Origin of the sequence: Lutibacter flavus (assembly GCF_900188355.1) — a bacterium.
GTDB lineage: Bacteria > Bacteroidota > Bacteroidia > Flavobacteriales > Flavobacteriaceae > Lutibacter > Lutibacter flavus.
In genome coordinates, this window is the sequence record NZ_FZNX01000001.1 from 243,725 (window position 1) to 262,280 (window position 18,556).

An 18,556-nucleotide genomic window follows, 5' to 3' on the forward strand; every position below is an offset into this window, starting at 1 on the left:
TATGTGGCAAATGATAAACAAATATGTTCCTCAATTCGACTTCTTAATCTATGATAAATAGAACGGGTTTTTAAATCAGTTTTAGACATTTTAAAAGCCATTTCAAAGTAACATTTATTAGTGGTTGTGTTTTTTGAAAATACAGAATGGACGAACTTATCAACGAAAATGCTGAAGATTTACAAACAATTTATCATAAAACTATAGCAGAAAAATTTACTTATGAAAAAAGGTTAATAGTTAAAGAATTAGAAAGTAAAGGTATTTATGGAATTTTAACAAAACCTAAAAACCTTACTGTTAATGTAATTAATAAATATTTAGAATTAAAAGCCAAAGGCTTTATTTAATATGGAAATTGGCAGCCATAGCGGCACCAATAATTCCGGCTTCGTTCTCTGCTTCTGCAGCAACAATTGGAGTATCAATTTTAATTTGATCAACAAATTTCCCTAACTTTTTACTTGCTCCACCACCAATAATAAATAAATCTGGAGATAAAATTAAGTTGATATGCTTAAAGTATTTATGCAATCTTTTTCCCCATTCTTTTCTGGTTAATTTTTCACTTTTCCTTACGGAGTCAGCAGCATATTTTTCAAATATTTCTCCATTTTTGTAAAGTACATGTCCGAGTTCAGTATTTGGTAATAATTTACCATCTAAAAAAACACCAGAGCCAATTCCAGTTCCTAAAGTTATCATAATTACTACACCCATTTTACCTTTTCCGGCTCCAAAACTTATTTCTGCAAGCCCAGCGGCATCTGCATCATTTACTACAGAATATTCATTACCAGTTTTATTTCCAAAAAGTTCATCAACTTGTACGCCTTTCCAATCTTCGTGTAAATTTCCTCCAGTTAAGCATTTTCCATGTTGAAGTGGAGTAGGGAAACCGCATCCAACTTCGCCTTTCCAATCAAAATGCTTTACCATTCTTTGAATTGCATTCGCAACTTTTTCTGGAGTTGCTGGTCTTGGTGTAGCTATTCTATGTCTTTCAGTAGTTAAATTACCAGTTTCTGTGTCAACTATAGCTCCTTTAATTCCTGTTCCACCAATATCAATTCCTAAAATTTTCATAAGTATTTTTATTTTTTTAAAAGCTGTAATTTATTTAATATTTATCGAATAAATTATAATTTAACAAAGTCTTTTTAATCTTTAATTCTTTTTGTTTAAGCCTTTTTAAGAGTATTTATCAAATTATTCTATCTATATCAGCACTTTTTGATTTAAAATGCAAATCCATTTGAGGGAATGGAATTTGAATATTATTTTCGTTAAATTTTTTATTGATAATTCTTCTAATATCACTTTTAGCTTTTCCAATTCTAAATATATTTTTGCTAAAAAATAATAATTCAAAATCCAAAGATGAATTTCCAAAATGCATTAATCTAGCCTCAACAAGATCTCTATTTGTAATATCAGGATGTTCATAAGCACTTTCTTCTAAAGTTTTTATAACTAAATCCACATCACTACCATAGGCAACACCAACATCAATTCGAAATCTTGTTTTTTGAGATTGATGGCTCCAATTAATTACTTTACTAGTTGTTATTAATGAATTTGGAATTATTATAGTAATATCATCTCTATTTAAAGCTTTTGAAGTTCTTAAGCCAATACTCAGTATTTTTACAACATCATTATCTATTTCTAATACATCATCAATTTTTATAGATCTTTCTGTAAGCAAGATAATTCCTGAAATAATATCATTAAAAGTTTGTTGCAATCCTAAACCTACTCCAACTAATAATGCAGCAGAACCAGCTAATAATATGGTAACTTTAATCCCAATATTTTCGAATATAAAGGCAATAGCAACTACCCAAATTACATATTTTATAATTTTAAATAGGGCATAAGATGTGCCGGAGTCAAGAGTTGTATATTTTCGAAATAGCGCCTTGTTAATTAGCCATAAAACTAATTTGGTAACCATAAATATTAATAAAATAGTTACCAATTTTGATACTTTTATTGTGTATTCTCCTAAACTAAATAATTCAAAATTTAATATGTTATTTATTGTTTCCATTTTGATTTGTTGTGTTAATTAAAAAATACTAATAATAATCAACCAAAATTAGAGTCTTTCTTCAATCCAATTTTTAAAATCGAAGAAATTTTTTGGAGCAACTCCATGTCCCACAGGATATTCTTGATAACAATGTTTTATTTGTAATTGCTTTAAAAATTCGGGTGCTTTATTCGCCCATTCAACAGGTATTACCTGGTCTACTGTACCGTGTGAAATAAAGAAATCTAATTTAGAATAATCTTTGATTTCAAGGTTTTTAGGTAATAATTCAGCATTAACATATCCACTTAATGCAATTATTTTTTGTACTTTCTCAGGGTAATTTAGTGCTACGGAATAACTTAATATAGTTCCTTGACTAAAGCCTAAAAGAAATGTTTTTGATGGCGCAATCTTATAATGTTCTTGAATTTCAGCTATAAAAGTAGCAATTAATTCACGTGCTTCAATTGCTTCAGGAATGTCAGAAAATTTTCCTTCAGAAGCTGTAAAATTTATGGTGTACCAAGAGTAACTCCCAAAGCCTAAACTTTTTGGTGCTCTGGCACTTACAATTAATAAATCTTCTGGAAGTTCACTTGAAAATGAAAATAAATCTTCTTCATTACTTCCATAACCGTGTAATAAAATTAATAGCGAAGTTTTTTCAGAGGTTACTTTTGGTGTTCTTACAATATATTCTAATGATAATTTTTCCATTTTTTAAAAATAAAAGTCGCGCTTTAGGCACGACTTCAAAAATAATATTTTATAATTTGTTAACCAATTCCTTTAAACCAATCTTGAAATAAATCTCCAATTAGCGGAACTCTTTTTTCTTCACCTTGAAAGGCACCAATTAACCCTATTACCCAAAGTACAAATGTACCAAGCCCTAATAGCATTCCAACAGAGGAGCCAACATATTTATAAATTAAACTTACACCAACGTTAAGCAATAATAAACCTATCATTTGTCTAATGTGAAATGATGCAAATGTATTTCTTTTGCTATTATTCATAATAAAAGCAATAATTAATCCTATCCACCAAAAATAGGATATAATTGCCATTGATTTCCCTTCTTTTACTGTTTGATTTTCCATTTTTTTGATTTTAATAGTTTTAGTAATTGTAAATATATACAATTACAGCACTAATTTATTGTTTGAAATCACTCCATAAACTTTTCCATTCAATTTTTTATTTAAAAATATTGAATTTTTTGAAGTTGAAAGTATGTTATTTAATTTAAATTCATATTCAGAATCAGGGTTAAAGAGGGTAATATTTGCTTTCTCACCTTCTTTAATTGACGAATTTTCAATATTAAATCTGTTTCTAGGGTTTGTTGTTAAACAATTAATTAATGTTTCCAGTTCAACTACTTTATTTAATGCTCCAAAAAGACTTTCCAATCCAATTGTTCCAAATTTAGCATTATTGAATTCAACTTTTTTGTGTTCAACATCAATAGGATTATGATCACTTGTAATTATATCTATAACACCATCCTTTAAACCTTTTAAAAGTGCTTTAATATCCTTTGAAGTTCTCAATGGCGGCATTACTTTAGACTTGGTGTCAAATTCCTTTAATTCATCATCAGATAAAACTAAATGATGCGCAGCAACACTGCAGGTTACATTAAGACCTTTCTTTTTAGCGTTTTTAATAAGTTTAACTGATTTCTTAGTTGAAATTGTAGGAATATGTAATTTTCCGCCTGTATATTCTAACAAAAATAAATCTCTAGCCACTTGTAACTCTTCAGCTAAAGTTGGGATTCCTTTTAAACCAAGTTTTGTACTGTTAATATTTTCATTTGCTAAACCAGTGCCTGCAATAGAATTATCTTGAGGGAAACTAAGTACAAGTGCATCAAAATTTTGAGCGTATAGCAAAGCTATTTTTAATAAATTAGCGTTTGAAATGGGTTTATTATAATCTCCAAAAGCAATAGCTCCAGAGTTTTGCATATCGTATAATTCTGCAAGGTCTTCACTTTTAGCATTTTTTGTTAGGCTTCCAATTGGATAAAGTGCTGTTGCAAAACCATTGGCTTTATTTTTTATAAATTCTATGGCAGATTTATTATCAGCAATAGGATTTGTATTTGGATTCACAGCAACTGCAGTAAATCCACTTTTAGCAGCGGTGTTTAATCCGTTTTCAATAGTTTCACGTTCTTCAAAGCCAGGCTCGCCAAAACATACGCTAGAGTCAAACCAGCCTTGAGAAATATGAAGATTTTCTAATGAAATCTCCTTAAAATTATTGATGTTTTTAATTGAGTTGGAAATCTTTTTAATAATACCTTTTTCAATTAAAATGTCTAGATTTTGTTTGTGAAACGGACCTGCTGGGTCAATAATTGTTGCAGATTTTATGAGTAGATTCATATATTGAAATATTTTAATATCAGTATTTCAATTAACAAAAATAAGGCAGAAAATGCTAAAAACCATTTAAAAAGCCAATTGATTTTCCCTTGTTTGTTAATTTCTTCAAAAACTTCACTAATTGATGACGAAATTGAAATATTTTTATTGTTCTCAGCTATTAAATTTATATCGGTATAATTTAAATCACTTTCGGCTCTATTATAATTAAAAGCCAGCGTTTTTATGTTTTTGTTATTACTAAAAACATTGTAAAATCCACTTTTTATAATATTATCTTTAATTGTAATAGTTACTTTATTTTGAGATAATTGTTGAAGCGGAATAAATTCACGGTCTTCATTTGAAATCTTAAGAACATCATCTTTACCAATTGAAGTAAGTAAGTCTATTTTAGTTTCCGGTCCAATTACATAATAAAGTTTAGAGAACTTTGAACTGTTTTTAGCAAAATTGTAAAAAACAGGAACCACTAAAGGAGATTGAATGAAATCTGAAAATTCATTTTTTAACGGAGATGCTACCCAGTAAAAATTACTATTCTCAAGGTTTATAGATGTTATAAACGATTCGTTATTATCAAATTTTATAATTGGAGTAGCGTTTCTTAAATTACTTTTGTAAAAAAATGAAGTTTTCGGGTATTGAAAATTAGAAACCCTTTTTTCAAAAACATCTATAATTAAAGGATGATCATAATTGATTGTAGTTATTTTATGTTCTGTTGCAATTTTAGAATTTATAGTTCCAATTTGTAAGCTATTTAATAATCTATTGTAGGATTCTATATTAGAATTTACAGAAGGAATTACAACAATATCACCTCCGTTTTTAGAAAATTCATTTAAACTATTTATTAATTCTGTTGGGATTTTTTCAAGCTCATTTAAAAGAATTAAATGTTGATTTTGAATTGAATTATAGTTTAAATTTTGAAGCTCGTTTGAGCTATAATTAAACTCATTTTTAGTATAAATTTTCGATAAAAATGAACCTGAACTTCCAATGTTTAAAACATTGATTTTTTCAGGTTTTGATATAGAAAAAAAGAAATCGTTATCAAATTCTAAATTTTCATCAATTAAGGAGATTTGTCCATTAAAATTATCTGAATTTGGAACTGTAAATGTAATAATAGAAAGCTTAGAATTGTTAAACTTTGAAGTGGTTTTACCAATTAATTTTGAGCCTTCTAATAATGATACGGGAACATTATCAGTAATATTATTTGTGCTTTTTACAATTACTTTTATAATAATTTCAGTAGTGGTTTTTGATTCAATATATAGGCTATCAACTAAAATATTATTTGATGTTTTTGGAGTTACTTTTAATAGATTTATTGATGCGATTACATTTGTGAAGTCATTACTATTTTTGCGGTTAATATTTTGAAAATCAGATATTAATATGTTTTTGTATAGAGTATTGGTTTTATTATTGTTTAGGTTGTTTAATTTTAATAAAACGGTGTTTAAATCTAATCTATTAGGTGAATATTTAATATTAATAAGTTCGTTTTTAAGGTTTTGGGTCTCTAAATTCGTATAGCTTTTATCGTTTGTAAATATGGATAAGTTTGTGTTATTCTGGTTATTTTTTTCAATAATATTTTGTGCAATCGTTTTTAATAATTCACCATTTTCTCCTTTAGCTTGCATACTATAAGAATTGTCCAAATAAATGGTTGTATTATAATTTTTTTCAATAGTAAATTCCGATAAAAAAGGCTGTGAAAAAGCAATAATTAAACAAGCGAAAGCAAGCATTCTTGTTAGTAAAATTAACCACTTTTTTAAACGGGCACTTTTACGTGTTTGCTTTTCAATATTTTTTAAAAATTTTACATTAGTGAAAGGTACTTTAACAAAACGTTGTAATTGAAATAAATGAACTATTATCGGGATGATAAGAAACAGAAGTGCGTATAAAATTTCCGGATGCTTAAACTGCATTATTCAAAATGGTTTATCAAAGATATTAAATTCAATAGAACTTATGCAAAATAGTTTTTTAAAATTCCCAGCGCGTAATTACTTGCAATTGAATTTGCAAATCTAGAAAAATCTATAGTGGCATTGTCATTTGCTTTGTCAGAAATAATTCTAATTATTGAAAATGGAATGTCATACTCAAAACATATTTGAGCTACTGAAGCACCTTCCATTTCCACACAAATAGTTGTTGGTAACAAAAAGTTTAAGTGTTTTATTTTATCAATACTTGAAATAAATTGATCTCCACTTGCAATATCTCCGTGCATTACTTTTGGAATTGTAATATCAAAATCTTTAGAATCTTTCAGATCAATAAAATCGTTATAAGTTCTGATAAATTGATTTGTAGCTTCAATTAGCTTTGTAGCATCTTTGGTTTCAACAAATTTCTTTTTTAAAATTGGGATTTCAAATTGTTTATAAAACGGACTAGCATTTAAATCGTGCTGAAATAAATGCTTACCAATTACTACATCACCAATATTTAAATTGTTGTTAATTGCACCAGCAACACCGGTAAATATGATTTCATCAACATTAAAATCATTAATTAATTGAGTTGTAGTTGCAGCTGAAGCCACTTTTCCCCAACGAGAAAATACTAATACAACATTTTTATTAAAAAGAGTACCGGAATAATAAGTCCGCATCCCTTTTTCAGTTGTTTTTGTATGTTGAAGTTCATTTAATAATGCCTGAATTTCTTCTTGCATTGCACTTATAATCCCAATCATAGGTTATTTTTAGTTGATGATTTTTCCGTCTTTCATTTCCAATTTTCTATCAGCCATATTTGCTAAAGCTTGGTTGTGAGTTACAATAACAAAAGTTTGATTGAACTTTTCTCGAAGTGTAAAAAATAATTCGTGCAAATTATTTGCAGAAGCAGAATCTAAATTACCACTTGGTTCATCGGCAAAAATAACATCAGGATTATTAATTAAAGCACGAGCAACGGCAACACGTTGTTGTTCACCACCAGATAATTCGTTTGGCTTATGATTTATTCTATGGGAAAGTCCTAGAAAATCAAGTAATTCTTTTGCTTTTACTTCAGCTTCACTTTTTGTCTTATTGGCTATAAATGCAGGAATACATACATTTTCTAATGCAGTAAACTCTGGAAGTAATTGATGAAATTGAAAAATAAAACCAATATGTTGATTTCTAAAATTTGAAAGGGTTTTATCTTTTAAATCCAATAAGTTAATATTGTTTATAGAAAGTTCAGAGTTTTTTTTATTAGTTGGTTTATCTAGAGTTCCAAGAATTTGAAGTAGCGTTGTTTTTCCAGCTCCTGATGGCCCAACAATGGCAACAACTTCCCCTTTTTTAATAGAAAGATTTACTCCTTTTAAAACCTCTAATTCTCCGTAAAATTTATGAATATTTTTTGCGTCAATCATTATTTTAAATAAACAGGTGTGAAAATACGTATTTAAATTAAAATTACAACCACTAAGCTTTAAGTTTGTTATAATCTAAGAAATAAATAAACTTCACAGAAATGTTATTTGTAATAGGTTCTTTAAATAAATTTTTTAAATTTTTATGAAATTTTAATCCAGAAAATTGATCTTCATTAAAAATAGTATTTCTATACAAGGCAACTAATTGACTTCCAGGTGCAAATTGCCAAGAATAATTTAAGTCAAAATTCCAAATATTATAATTAATGTCATTATTTGCTGAATAACTATGATTTTCTAAGGTTCCCAAATCATTTAAAAAAGAATATTGGGAATCGTAAACGACTGGTGACCAATAATGACGAAATGATAACTCTACAGATGATTTAATATTAAAACTTAGCTTTCCCGAAATTGAATTTGTAACCGATTTAAAATCTCTATTTCCAAAAATAATATCACCATTTGAAAGTTCTTCAACATATCCATTTTCATTTGTTAATTTTGAAATGTCAAGAGAATAAATCATTGAAAATTTATCAGAAAATCTAAAACGTGGAGAAACGTTTATTCCAATATATCTTCCTTCACTATCATATCTAAAAGCATATTCACCACGCAGGTCAATAGCAAGTTTTTTTCTATAATCTGTTGAAATCCAGGCGGAGGATTCAGATACAGGGTTTTGTTTAAAAAATCTGTCTTCAACACGAGGTTCATAAAAATCATATTGTTTTCCTATTCCAGTTTCAATGCCTCCACCAAATGCAAGACGATTTTTTGTTATAAAAAAGGCATCTAATTCAAAATTATTTTCAGAATATTCACCGCTATTTCTGTAGCGAGTACTTGCTTCTAAATTAATTCTAAAATTGTTGAAATTTTTTGTTGGTTCAAATATTCGATATGATATAAAGCTAAAATAGTTTGAATAATTATTTCTTCTCTGGAAACCTAAATCGTTATAATCATACTTGTCATCGGCACGCCAATGTCCAGCACCATACTGAACATTTCCATGTGTTTTAGCAAGCCTTAAAAAACCTGCATACCCAGCTGTGTTTTCACTGTTTTCAAGTACATTACTCATTTTTAGATTACCAGAGACTTTGTATTTGTTTTCTTTATCAGCAATATCAAATATAAGTGCTGTTACATTTGCATCTCTAAAAATACCATCTCTTAAAACGTTCGTATTTACTAAGCTAATGGATGAATTTTTATTAAACTGTTGGTCTAAAACCAACACGTTATAGTTTGCTAAAGGTTCTGTAATTATGGATATAATCTCATCAGAGTCTAAATTTTTAATTTTTGCTGAAGTTTTTTCTGTAATTGCATTAAAAAAACCAATACCTAATCCACCTTTAGTTCTTCCTGAAACCTTTACGGCATTAAGCATATTAACTTTTGAAGGATTGTCAATAATTTCTTCATTATTATTCAAGTTATCTTCAATATCAGAATAATTAATAGGTGTATTTCCAACTCTACGAGAATAAAATAATCCACCTTTACTAAATAATTCAGTTCCTTCAGTAAAAAAAGGTCTTTGCTCTTGATATCGTTGTTCAAAAGGACCTAAGTTTAATACTTGTTCATCAAAAGCAGTTTGACCAAAATCTGGAATTAGGGTTGCATCAAGGGTGAAACTTTCGTTTATTCCATATTTTAAATCCATACCAAAATTAGTTTCAAAATTATTTTCACCGTCAAAAGTTGTATAAGATAATGTTGCATATGGTGAAAAATTTAATCTTGTTGGTGGTTTAATGTTTTCAATCCCTTCTAAAAGACCAGAATATTGAGTGAAAATACCAATTTTTTTATCTATGTAATTCCAAACATATTCTTCATTAATATTGTTTATTTTTCGTATAAAATTTATACCCCATGTTTGGATATTTGAATTTGAAAAACGAAGTGCAGAATAAGGTATTTTAATTTCAGCAACCCAACTATTATCATTAATTACCACTTTACTTTCCCAAACTGCATTCCAGCTAAAATCTTCACGGCCTGATGAAACTTTAGAATCTGCCTGTGCACCTGTGCTCATAACTATAAATTCCGTATCGTTAAGTCCATCATTATTTGGGTTTAAACTTATAAGAATAAAATCAGTTTGCCCAAATTGATCTCTTCCTCCAAATTGCATAGCTATATCTTCAGGGCTATCATCGTACATCGTAGCTCCAAAATAAATAGCATTATTGTCATAAATTACTTTAACGGTTGTTTTTTTGTCTTGTCGTTCTTTGGTTCCGTCTCCAGGTTGAAACATTACAAAGTCTTTAGCAACATCTGTTGCTTGCCAGGCGCTGTCATCTAAAACACCATCTATTTTTGGAGGATTATCAACTCTTTTTGAAATGACTGTTTTTTTATTTTCTTGGGCGAAAATTGAAATAATACAAAATAAGGAAAGTGCTAAAAAAACTTTTTTCATAAAACGAGTTGGTCGGGTGACTTGAAATTATTATGCGAAAATATTTAACATTTTCTCCAATAAATCTTAAAGAAATGTTAATTATGAAAGAAGTTTAATTATTTAATAATTTACAACCAAGTTTTAATTTTATTATAATCTAAATAATAAATTAATTTTAATGAAAGATTGTGTTGTTTTGGTTGCTCAAAAAGATTTGTAAGGTTGTGGTTAAAACTTAAATATGAATTTTCATCTTCATTAAAAATGGCATTTCTATACAGAGCAACTAATTGACTTCCAGGTGCAAATTGCCAAGAATAACTTAAGTCTAAATTCCAAGAATTAAAATTAATATCATGACTGTCTGTATATGAATTATTAAGTGATAAAGAGCCATTATTGTTTAGAGTAAAATACTGTGAGTCATATTCAACAGGTGACCAATAATGTCTAAACGTTAGGGCTAAACCAGATTTTACACTAAAATTATATCTTCCTGAAATTGAATTTGTTATATTTTTACTGTCTCTGTTTCCAAAAATAATAGTTCCGTCCTCTAATTCGTTTACCCATCCTTTACTGTTTTTTCCAACACCCATATTAAGCCCATATGAAACATTAAATTTATCGCTAAAACGGTAACGAGGTGAAAATTCAAACTCATAATATTCTCTATTTTCTCCAATTCTTATTCCGTAAAAGACATAGGTTTCAAAAGAGAATTTTTTGCTAAAATCAGTTGATATCCAGCCATTAAAATGTAGCCTAGGTTTATCTTTATAAAATCTATCTTCAACTCTTGGCTCATAATAATCATTAGTTTTACCAATTTTACCATTTATATTTGTTCCAAATGATAATTGTTTAACAGTTGTTGCATTAAAATTAATACCAACGTGGTTATCCATATAAGCTCCATCACTTTTTCTATAATTTAAATTACCCCAGGTGCTGATCCGGTATCTATTAAATGTTTTTGTAGGTTCAAAAATTCGAAAAGAAAAGTTACCATAAACGTTTTGATAGTCGTTTCTATTTTGATATCCAAGGTCATTTATATCAAAATTTTCATCAACCATTCTATATCCTGCTTCATATTGAACTTTACCTGCAAATTTTCCAATACTTGTGTCAAAGTAATAACCATTAAGTTTTTCTCCATCTTCTCTAATGGAACTGGTTTTAACACTTCCATCAATATAGTGTGTGTTTTTTTTATTTACAAGGGTATAGAGTAATCCAGTTGCGTTTGCATCTCTAGCACTTCCATCTCTTAAAACATTTGTGTTTATAAATGAAACAGATGAATTTTTATTGAATTGTTGATCTAAAATTACCACGCTGTAATTTGCTAATGGTTCTGTAACAACCCTCCTTGTTTCATCAGTTGTTGGGTTTTTAATTTTAGCCTCGGTTTTCTCTGTAATTGCGTTGAATACTCCAATTCCTAAGCCTCCTTTAGTTCTTCCAGAAACTTTTACGGCATTCAGCATGTTTACTTTGTATGGGTTGTCTATAACTTCTTCATTTTCTTCTAAATTTTCTTCGTCGAAATAATTAATGGGCGTATTTCCTATTCGTCTTGAATAAAACATATTTCCTTTACTAAAGAGCTCTGTTCCTTCAGTAAAAAATGGTCTTTGTTCTTGGTATTGCTGCTCAAATGGACCTAAATTTAAAACTAAATCATCAAAAGCCGTTTGTCCAAAATCTGGTATTAAAGTAGCATCTAAAGTAAAGCTTTCATTGATACCATATTTTACATCTAAACCAATACTGTTATCAAAGTCTTCTTCACCATCATAAGAATTAAAAGCAGATGAAGCATATGGTGAAAAACTTAATCGGGTAGACGGTTCAATACTTTTAATACCGCTTAAAGTACCAGCGTATTGTTGTATAACTCCTTTTGTTCTATCAATAAAATTCCAAGTGTACTGATCTCGTGATTTTGAAAATCTTCTATGAAAATTAAGCCCCCAGGTTTGTACTTCTTGGTTTGAGAATCGTAAAGAAGAATAAGGTATTTTAACTTCTATAATCCATCCGTTTTCAACTATTTTAACTTCACTATCCCAAACGGCACTCCAGCTAAAATCTTCATTAAAAGCATTGGATTTGGCATCGGCTTGATTTCCAGAGGCTTGAATAAAAAATTCTGTATCATTTTGCGAATCGTTATTTGGGTTTAACATGATTCCAAACCAATCTACAGCACCAAAATTATCTCTATTGGCAAATTGTTTTGGAATTTCATTTGGTTTGTCATCATATAAATAGGCACCAAAATAAATAGCCTCATCATCATATACTACTTTAACTTCGGTTTTTTGATTTTCATTTTCTGGAGTACCTGAAGATGGGCGAAACATGACAAAGTTTTTTGCTATATCACAGTTTTCCCAAGCAATATCATCAAGAATACCATCAATTTTTGGTGGATTTGAAACTCTTTTAGTAATTAGGTTTTTTTTGGTTTCTTGTGCAGAAAGAGAAACACAACTTAAAACGATAAAAAGTATAAAAACTTTTTTCATAAAATGAGCCAGTTAGTTTATTCTATATATAATGCTAAAATATTTAACATATTTTTTTAACAATCTTAAATTAATGTTAATAATTAGAATTCATCAATTCATTAACACTTTAAAAGACTGTTGAAAAATTAATTTGTTACATTTTTATATAGTTAAACTTAAATTTCAGAAAGCATTAATTCTAAATATTATAGAGTTAAATCATTAAGAAGTAAACTCTAAAAAGCATAATTAAATAATGTATGTAAGAAAAAGTAAATAAAACAACAAAAAGTAATACAGGGATCATAATGACTGATTTTATAACACTATTTTTCATGACCTTGTTGTGTTAAATAAATAATATTTTACAATGTAAATTTAAATTAAATTAAATTTTTCCTTTAAGAATTTAAATAAGAATATTTTAGATTTTATGATGGTATATTACATTATTAAAGATGTAATTCTACATTATTAATGATGGGTAGTTTTAAAATTCTTGACATTTTTACAAATAAATGTGTTCAAATTATTTATTGTATGAAAAGATTAGCTCTCAAATTTCATTTTTTTTTAATACAAACTAAGATTTAAGTTTTAGATTATTACATTTGTAATTATTATTTAAAACCATAATTTCTAATGAATTTACACGAATATCAAGGAAAAGAATTATTAAATAGTTTTGGCGTTAGAATTCAACGTGGAATTGTTGCTGATAACCATAAAAAAGCTGTTGAGGCTGCAAAACAATTAGCAACAGAAACAGGCACCGGTTGGTGGGTTGTGAAAGCTCAAATTCACGCAGGTGGTCGTGGTAAAGGAGGTGGAGTTAAGCTTGCAAAAAGTTTAGCTGAAGTTGAAAAAATTTCGGAAGATATAATTGGAATGATGCTGGTTACACCTCAAACTTCCGCTCAAGGTAAAAAAGTTCATCAAGTTTTAGTTGCAGAGGATGTTTACTATCCTGGAGCAAATGAACCAGATGAATATTATATGTCTGTTCTTTTAAATAGAGGTACAGGTAGAAATATGATTATGTATTCTACAGAAGGAGGTATGGATATTGAAGCAGTTGCTGAAAATACACCACATTTAATTTTTACTGAAGATATTGATCCGCTTTTAGGATTGTTACCTTTTCAGGCACGTAAAATTGCTTTTAATTTAGGTTTATCTGGTGTGGCATTAAAAGAAATGATAAAATTTGTTACTTCTTTATATACGGCATTTGTAAAATCGGATTCTTCTTTATTTGAAATTAATCCAGTGTTAAAAACATCAGATGATAAAATTTTAGCTGTAGATTCTAAAGTAACTATAGATGACAATGCTTTATTTCGTCATAAAGATTTAGCATTATTAAGAGATTTAAGAGAGGAAAATGAAATAGAAGTTGAGGCGAATGCTGCTGGTTTAAATTATGTGGATTTAGATGGGAATGTTGGTTGTATGGTAAACGGAGCCGGATTGGCAATGAGTACCATGGATTTAATTAAGCAATCAGGTGGGGAACCAGCAAACTTTTTAGATGTTGGTGGTACTGCAGATGCGAAACGTGTTGAAACTGCATTTAGAATTATTTTAAAAGATTCAAATGTAAAAGCAATACTAGTTAATATCTTTGGAGGTATTGTTCGTTGTGACAGAGTTGCACAAGGTGTGATTGATGCCTATAAGAATATGGGAGACGCTATTAATGTTCCAATTATTGTTCGTTTGCAAGGAACAAATGCTATTGAGGCAAAACAGTTAATTGATGACAGTGGTTTAGATGTAATTTCTGCTACTGAATTTCAAGAAGCTGCTGATAAAGTACAACAAGTTTTAAAGTAATTAATAATTCTATATAAATTAAAAAAAACCGACTATTGTCGGTTTTTTTATGGCATAAAAAAAGCATCTCAATTGAGATGCTTTTTAATTAAGAGTTATATTTATAACTTACTAAATATCTTCAAAATTTACATCAGTAAAACTTTCAGTTCCAGCAACTTCATCATTCATTTCTGATGGTTTTTTAAAATCTTTTTGGTGACGTTCAGAAATAACTTCTTCACCTTTTTCACTTAAAATATAATCAGTTGCAGCTCTTAGCATCTCATTAAACTCAGTAAAATCTTCTTTGTATAAATAAATTTTGTGTTTTTTGTAATGGAAAGTTCCATCGTCATGTGTAAATTTTTTACTCTCAGTTACAGTTAAGTAATAGTCTTCTGCTTTTGTAGCTCTTACATCAAAAAAGTAAGTTCTTCTTCCCGCTCTAAGAACCTGAGAGAATATCTCTTCTTGTTCTAAATGTTCTTTGTCATTCATAATTAACTTTCTATATTTATTTATCTTTTTATTAGATTTCTACACAAATCTATAAAATTATTTGGGTTATTTCACAAATTTTAAATTTCTTTTTCTAAAAGTTGTTGTTCATAAAGTTCCTTATAATAGCCTACTTTATTAACGAGCTCATTATGTGAGCCTTGTTGTACAATTGCCCCATTTTCTATCACAATAATTTGGTCTGCATTTTTAATAGATGACACTCTATGACTCACAATTATGGTTGTTTTATCTTGGCTTACTTTTTGTAAATTATTTAATATTATTTCTTCGGTTTCCGTATCAACTGCAGAAAGACAATCATCAAAAATTAATATTTTGGGGTCTTTAATTATTGCTCTGGCTATAGAAACTCTTTGTTTTTGTCCGCCCGATAAGGTTACACCTCTTTCACCAACATAGGTATTATAACCCTCCTTAAATTCTATTATATTATGATGAATATATGCGTCTTTTGCTGCTTGTTCTATTTTGGCATCAGAAGCTGATTCATCTCCAAATTTTATGTTGTTTTTTATGGTATCTGAGAATAAGAAAGCTTCTTGTGGTACAAATCCAATATTTTGCCTTAAATCATCTAAATTTAAGTCCTTTATATTTGTTCCATCAATTAACACTTCTCCTGAATCTGTATCGTATAATCTAGCTATTAGGTTTATTATTGTAGATTTTCCAGAACCTGTATTTCCTAATATTGCTAAAGTTTTTCCTTGATCTAATTTAAAACTTAGATTTTTAAGTGCAGTAATATTTGTATCGTCATAAGTAAAAGTAACATCTTTAAATTCTATAGCTCCTTTAATTATAGATGTTGTACTTACTAAATTTTTTATTTCAGGTTCGTGTTTAAGAAACTCATTGATTCTTTTTTGAGATGCTTCTGCTTGTTGAACAATTGACGTAACCCAACCAACTACAGCTACAGGCCAAGTTAGCATATTTACATATAGTATAAATTCAGCTATTACTCCAATAGTAATTGAACCTTCAATATATCGTAAACCACCAATGTATATTACCAAAATGTTGCTTAAACCAATTAATAGAATCATTAATGGAAAAAATAGCGCTTGTGCCTTAAATAAGTTAATATTTTTTTCTTTAGATGTTTCAGCTAAAATTTCAAATTCTAGCATTGCATTTTTTTCAATACCATATGATTTTAAAATACTTATTCCAGAAAATGTTTCTTGAGCATTTGCAGTAAGTTTAGATAAATATTGCTGCACAATGGTACTTCTTTTATTTATAACTCTACTTAAAATGTATATTGAAATTGATAAAATTGGTAGTGGCAATAATGTGTAATTAGTTAAGGTAGCATCTATATTGTACATTTTTATAATTGCTACTATAAAAAGAACCAACATATTCATTGTATACATAACCGCAGGCCCAAAATACATTCGAACTTTACTTACATCTTCACTTATACGATTCATTAAATCGCCTGTTTTGTTTTTTTTATAAAAATTTAAAGAGAGTCGCTGGTATTGTTGATAAATCTCATTTTTTAAATCGAACTCTATCAATCTGGATGAAACAATAATCATTTGTCTCATTATAAATGTAAAGAAACCAGATAATAAAGCTGCTCCAAGAATTAGCAAAATATTGTTAAGTAAATCAGTTTTTACAAGATCTAAATCTGTAATTAAACCAAGTCTATAATTTTCGGCAGCATCTAGAGATTCACGAATAAGTTGGGGTATTTGCAATGCTAAATACTTTGAGCAAAAGGTAATTATCAAACCAATAATTAGGCGATATTTGTATTTTAAAAAGTATTTATTTAAATATTGTAAAGCTTTCATAAAAAGGAATACCTACGTTTCAATTTTAATGCACGAATATACATGATTATAAATTTATTTAAGCTTTTTAATATAGATTTAACTTTGAATAAAAAATGAAAAACTCAATAATTTTTATAAAAAATAATAGTATTTTTGCGCCTTAGAAACAATAAATGTTTAAAGTTCTTTAAATGGTAAATAGAAGACATATTAGAATTAAGGTAATGCAATCGGTTTATGCAATGCTACAATCTAAAAGTGATAACCTTGATAGGGAGGAGAAATTTCTATACAATAGTATAGATAGAATGAAAGATTTGTATGTTTTAATTTTGCAAATTTTTATTGAAGTAAAAAATATGGAAAAAAAACATATTAATATTTCTCAAAAAAAGCATTTAGCCACACCAGAAGAATTAAATCCTAGCACAAAATTTATTGACAATGCAATTATTAAATTGTTTGAAGGTAGTAATTCTTTGTTCGATTATATAGATTCTAAAAAGCTAAATTACTGGTTATTAGATGATGAATATATTAAGGACATTTGGAGAAAAACCAAAGAAAGTAGTATTTACCTTGCTTATATGAACTCTGAAACTTCATCATTTCAAAGTGATAAAGAATTTATTGCTGAGTTATTTAAGGAAATTATTGCTCCAAATGAAAAACTGGCAGATTATTTTGAAGATAAAAATATTAGTTGGGTAGATGATATTCCTTTTGTAAATACGTGGGTTTTAAAAACTATAAATCAGTTTAAAATAAACAAACCTTTTATTTTAGGTGACCTTTATAAAGATGAGGATGATAAAAAGTTTGTAAAAGATTTGTTTAGAAAAGTTGTTCTGAATCATACCGAGTTTGAAAAGGATATTATTGATAAAACGCCTAATTGGGATGCAGATCGAATTGCAGATATTGATATGATTTTAATTAAAATGGCAATTTGCGAATTTTTAAAATTTCCATCAATACCTTCAAGAGTAACTATTAATGAGTATATAGAAATTTCAAAAGATTATTCAACTAATAAAAGTAGCTTCTTTATAAATGGAGTGTTAGATAAAATTTTAAAAGATTTTATCGCTTCAAAAAGATTGAATAAAATAGGAAGAGGATTATTATAATTTTATATTTTTACAAAATAAAACTTTATTACCATGAAAAAATTTACAGCTGTTTGTGTTTTATTAATGAGTATCGCTTTTTTTTCTTGCAAGGAAAATGCGTCTTCAAAAGTTAACACATCAAACTTAGAAAGTGCAAAAGAAAGAGATGCCGTTATTAATTTAGGATCTGCAATAATTGAATTTGATAAAACTGAATACGATTTTGGTGAAGTAACAGAAGGAGATTTAGTTGAAGGGTCTTTTGAAGTAACTAATACAGGAAAAGTAGACTTAATTATTACAAGTGCTAAAGCAACTTGTGGATGTACGGTTCCAGATTGGCCAAAAGAAGCAATTAAACCAGGAGAATCTGGAGAAATAAAATTTACATTTAACTCAAGAGGTAGAGTTGGTAAACAAAGTAAGTCTATAACATTAAAAACAAATACAGAAAAAGTTACAGAAACCGTACGTATTAAAGGGACTGTAATTAAGAATAGTTAATATTATCATATAAA

The 18,556-nt window shown here is 28.2% G+C and carries 15 protein-coding genes and 1 pseudogene; 4 read left to right on the forward strand and 12 right to left on the reverse strand.

Going from position 1 to position 18,556, the window contains the following annotated elements:
* Positions 1-111: 111 nt before the first annotated feature.
* Positions 112-350: pseudogene (locus CHB63_RS01020) on the forward strand (DUF58 domain-containing protein); the annotation flags it as partial.
* Here CHB63_RS01020 and ppgK read toward each other — a convergent pair.
* The 10 genes from ppgK to CHB63_RS01070 form a co-directional block, all read right to left on the reverse strand.
* A complete protein-coding gene (gene ppgK / locus CHB63_RS01025) occupies positions 343-1,086 on the reverse strand; it encodes a polyphosphate--glucose phosphotransferase (RefSeq protein WP_089376579.1) in 744 nt (247 codons plus the stop codon). The pseudogene CHB63_RS01020 and the gene ppgK sit on opposite strands and share 8 nt — an antisense overlap.
* Before the next feature lie 118 nt (positions 1,087-1,204).
* Positions 1,205-2,053 (reverse strand): mechanosensitive ion channel family protein, encoded by an 849-nt coding sequence (locus tag CHB63_RS01030; RefSeq protein ID WP_089376580.1) that lies wholly within the window; start codon positions 2,051-2,053, stop codon positions 1,205-1,207.
* A 48-nt stretch (positions 2,054-2,101) separates the two neighbouring features.
* Positions 2,102-2,755, reverse strand: coding sequence for an alpha/beta hydrolase (locus tag CHB63_RS01035; protein WP_089376581.1), 654 nt, complete (start codon positions 2,753-2,755; stop codon positions 2,102-2,104).
* A 59-nt stretch (positions 2,756-2,814) separates the two neighbouring features.
* Positions 2,815-3,141 carry a DUF4870 domain-containing protein gene (locus CHB63_RS01040; RefSeq protein ID WP_089376582.1) on the reverse strand — a complete coding sequence of 109 codons (327 nt, stop codon included), beginning with the start codon at positions 3,139-3,141 and terminating at the stop codon, positions 2,815-2,817.
* Between the two features lie 42 nt (positions 3,142-3,183).
* Positions 3,184-4,437 (reverse strand): dihydroorotase, encoded by a 1,254-nt coding sequence (locus CHB63_RS01045; protein WP_089376583.1) that lies wholly within the window; start codon positions 4,435-4,437, stop codon positions 3,184-3,186.
* The gene (locus CHB63_RS01050) at positions 4,434-6,392 is read right to left on the reverse strand and encodes a BatA domain-containing protein (protein ID WP_089376584.1); all 1,959 of its coding nucleotides are present in this window, start codon (positions 6,390-6,392) and stop codon (positions 4,434-4,436) included. Before CHB63_RS01050 ends, CHB63_RS01045 begins: the two co-directional genes overlap by 4 nt.
* Before the next feature lie 41 nt (positions 6,393-6,433).
* Complete coding sequence (locus CHB63_RS01055; RefSeq protein WP_089376585.1) at positions 6,434-7,168, reverse strand: 5'-methylthioadenosine/adenosylhomocysteine nucleosidase; 735 nt, start codon at positions 7,166-7,168, stop codon at positions 6,434-6,436.
* A 9-nt stretch (positions 7,169-7,177) separates the two neighbouring features.
* A complete protein-coding gene (locus tag CHB63_RS01060; protein WP_089376586.1) occupies positions 7,178-7,840 on the reverse strand; it encodes an ABC transporter ATP-binding protein in 663 nt (220 codons plus the stop codon).
* A 52-nt stretch (positions 7,841-7,892) separates the two neighbouring features.
* Complete coding sequence (locus CHB63_RS01065; protein ID WP_089376587.1) at positions 7,893-10,292, reverse strand: DUF5916 domain-containing protein; 2,400 nt, start codon at positions 10,290-10,292, stop codon at positions 7,893-7,895.
* 110 nt (positions 10,293-10,402) lie between these two features.
* A complete protein-coding gene (locus tag CHB63_RS01070) occupies positions 10,403-12,811 on the reverse strand; it encodes a DUF5916 domain-containing protein (RefSeq protein WP_245856725.1) in 2,409 nt (802 codons plus the stop codon).
* A 624-nt stretch (positions 12,812-13,435) separates the two neighbouring features.
* On the opposite strand from CHB63_RS01070, the gene sucC reads away from it, so the two are divergent.
* Positions 13,436-14,629: an ADP-forming succinate--CoA ligase subunit beta gene (gene sucC, locus CHB63_RS01075; RefSeq protein WP_089376589.1), complete on the forward strand. Its 1,194-nt coding sequence runs from the start codon at positions 13,436-13,438 to the stop codon at positions 14,627-14,629.
* Between the two features lie 111 nt (positions 14,630-14,740).
* Here sucC and CHB63_RS01080 read toward each other — a convergent pair whose 3' ends face one another.
* Together CHB63_RS01080 and CHB63_RS01085 are read right to left on the reverse strand one after the other, a co-directional pair.
* On the reverse strand, positions 14,741-15,109 hold the full coding sequence (locus CHB63_RS01080; protein ID WP_089376590.1) for a PUR family DNA/RNA-binding protein: 369 nt from the start codon (positions 15,107-15,109) through the stop codon (positions 14,741-14,743).
* Between the two features lie 80 nt (positions 15,110-15,189).
* Positions 15,190-16,944, reverse strand: coding sequence for an ABC transporter ATP-binding protein (locus tag CHB63_RS01085; RefSeq protein ID WP_089376591.1), 1,755 nt, complete (start codon positions 16,942-16,944; stop codon positions 15,190-15,192).
* A 173-nt stretch (positions 16,945-17,117) separates the two neighbouring features.
* Here CHB63_RS01085 and nusB point away from each other — a divergent pair, with 173 nt between their 5' ends.
* Together nusB and CHB63_RS01095 are read left to right on the forward strand one after the other, a co-directional pair.
* Positions 17,118-18,056 (forward strand): transcription antitermination factor NusB, encoded by a 939-nt coding sequence (nusB, locus tag CHB63_RS01090; RefSeq protein WP_089376592.1) that lies wholly within the window; start codon positions 17,118-17,120, stop codon positions 18,054-18,056.
* A gap of 33 nt (positions 18,057-18,089) precedes the next feature.
* The gene (locus CHB63_RS01095; protein WP_089376593.1) at positions 18,090-18,542 is read left to right on the forward strand and encodes a DUF1573 domain-containing protein; all 453 of its coding nucleotides are present in this window, start codon (positions 18,090-18,092) and stop codon (positions 18,540-18,542) included.
* Positions 18,543-18,556: the final 14 nt, after the last annotated feature.

Excerpts from the sequence above, each read along its gene's own strand:
- nusB (WP_089376592.1), top strand. The coding sequence starts at position 17,118 with ATGGTAAATAGAAGACATATTAGAATTAAGGTAATGCAATCGGTTTAT.
- CHB63_RS01040 (WP_089376582.1), bottom strand. The coding sequence starts at position 3,141 with ATGGAAAATCAAACAGTAAAAGAAGGGAAATCAATGGCAATTATATCC.
- CHB63_RS01095 (WP_089376593.1), top strand. The coding sequence starts at position 18,090 with ATGAAAAAATTTACAGCTGTTTGTGTTTTATTAATGAGTATCGCTTTT.
- CHB63_RS01070 (WP_245856725.1), bottom strand. The coding sequence starts at position 12,811 with ATGAAAAAAGTTTTTATACTTTTTATCGTTTTAAGTTGTGTTTCTCTT.
- sucC (WP_089376589.1), top strand. The coding sequence starts at position 13,436 with ATGAATTTACACGAATATCAAGGAAAAGAATTATTAAATAGTTTTGGC.
- ppgK (WP_089376579.1), bottom strand. The coding sequence starts at position 1,086 with ATGAAAATTTTAGGAATTGATATTGGTGGAACAGGAATTAAAGGAGCT.
- CHB63_RS01045 (WP_089376583.1), bottom strand. The coding sequence starts at position 4,437 with ATGAATCTACTCATAAAATCTGCAACAATTATTGACCCAGCAGGTCCG.
- CHB63_RS01035 (WP_089376581.1), bottom strand. The coding sequence starts at position 2,755 with ATGGAAAAATTATCATTAGAATATATTGTAAGAACACCAAAAGTAACC.
- CHB63_RS01065 (WP_089376587.1), bottom strand. The coding sequence starts at position 10,292 with ATGAAAAAAGTTTTTTTAGCACTTTCCTTATTTTGTATTATTTCAATT.
- CHB63_RS01055 (WP_089376585.1), bottom strand. The coding sequence starts at position 7,168 with ATGATTGGGATTATAAGTGCAATGCAAGAAGAAATTCAGGCATTATTA.
- CHB63_RS01085 (WP_089376591.1), bottom strand. The coding sequence starts at position 16,944 with ATGAAAGCTTTACAATATTTAAATAAATACTTTTTAAAATACAAATAT.
- CHB63_RS01050 (WP_089376584.1), bottom strand. The coding sequence starts at position 6,392 with ATGCAGTTTAAGCATCCGGAAATTTTATACGCACTTCTGTTTCTTATC.
- CHB63_RS01030 (WP_089376580.1), bottom strand. The coding sequence starts at position 2,053 with ATGGAAACAATAAATAACATATTAAATTTTGAATTATTTAGTTTAGGA.
- CHB63_RS01060 (WP_089376586.1), bottom strand. The coding sequence starts at position 7,840 with ATGATTGACGCAAAAAATATTCATAAATTTTACGGAGAATTAGAGGTT.
- CHB63_RS01080 (WP_089376590.1), bottom strand. The coding sequence starts at position 15,109 with ATGAATGACAAAGAACATTTAGAACAAGAAGAGATATTCTCTCAGGTT.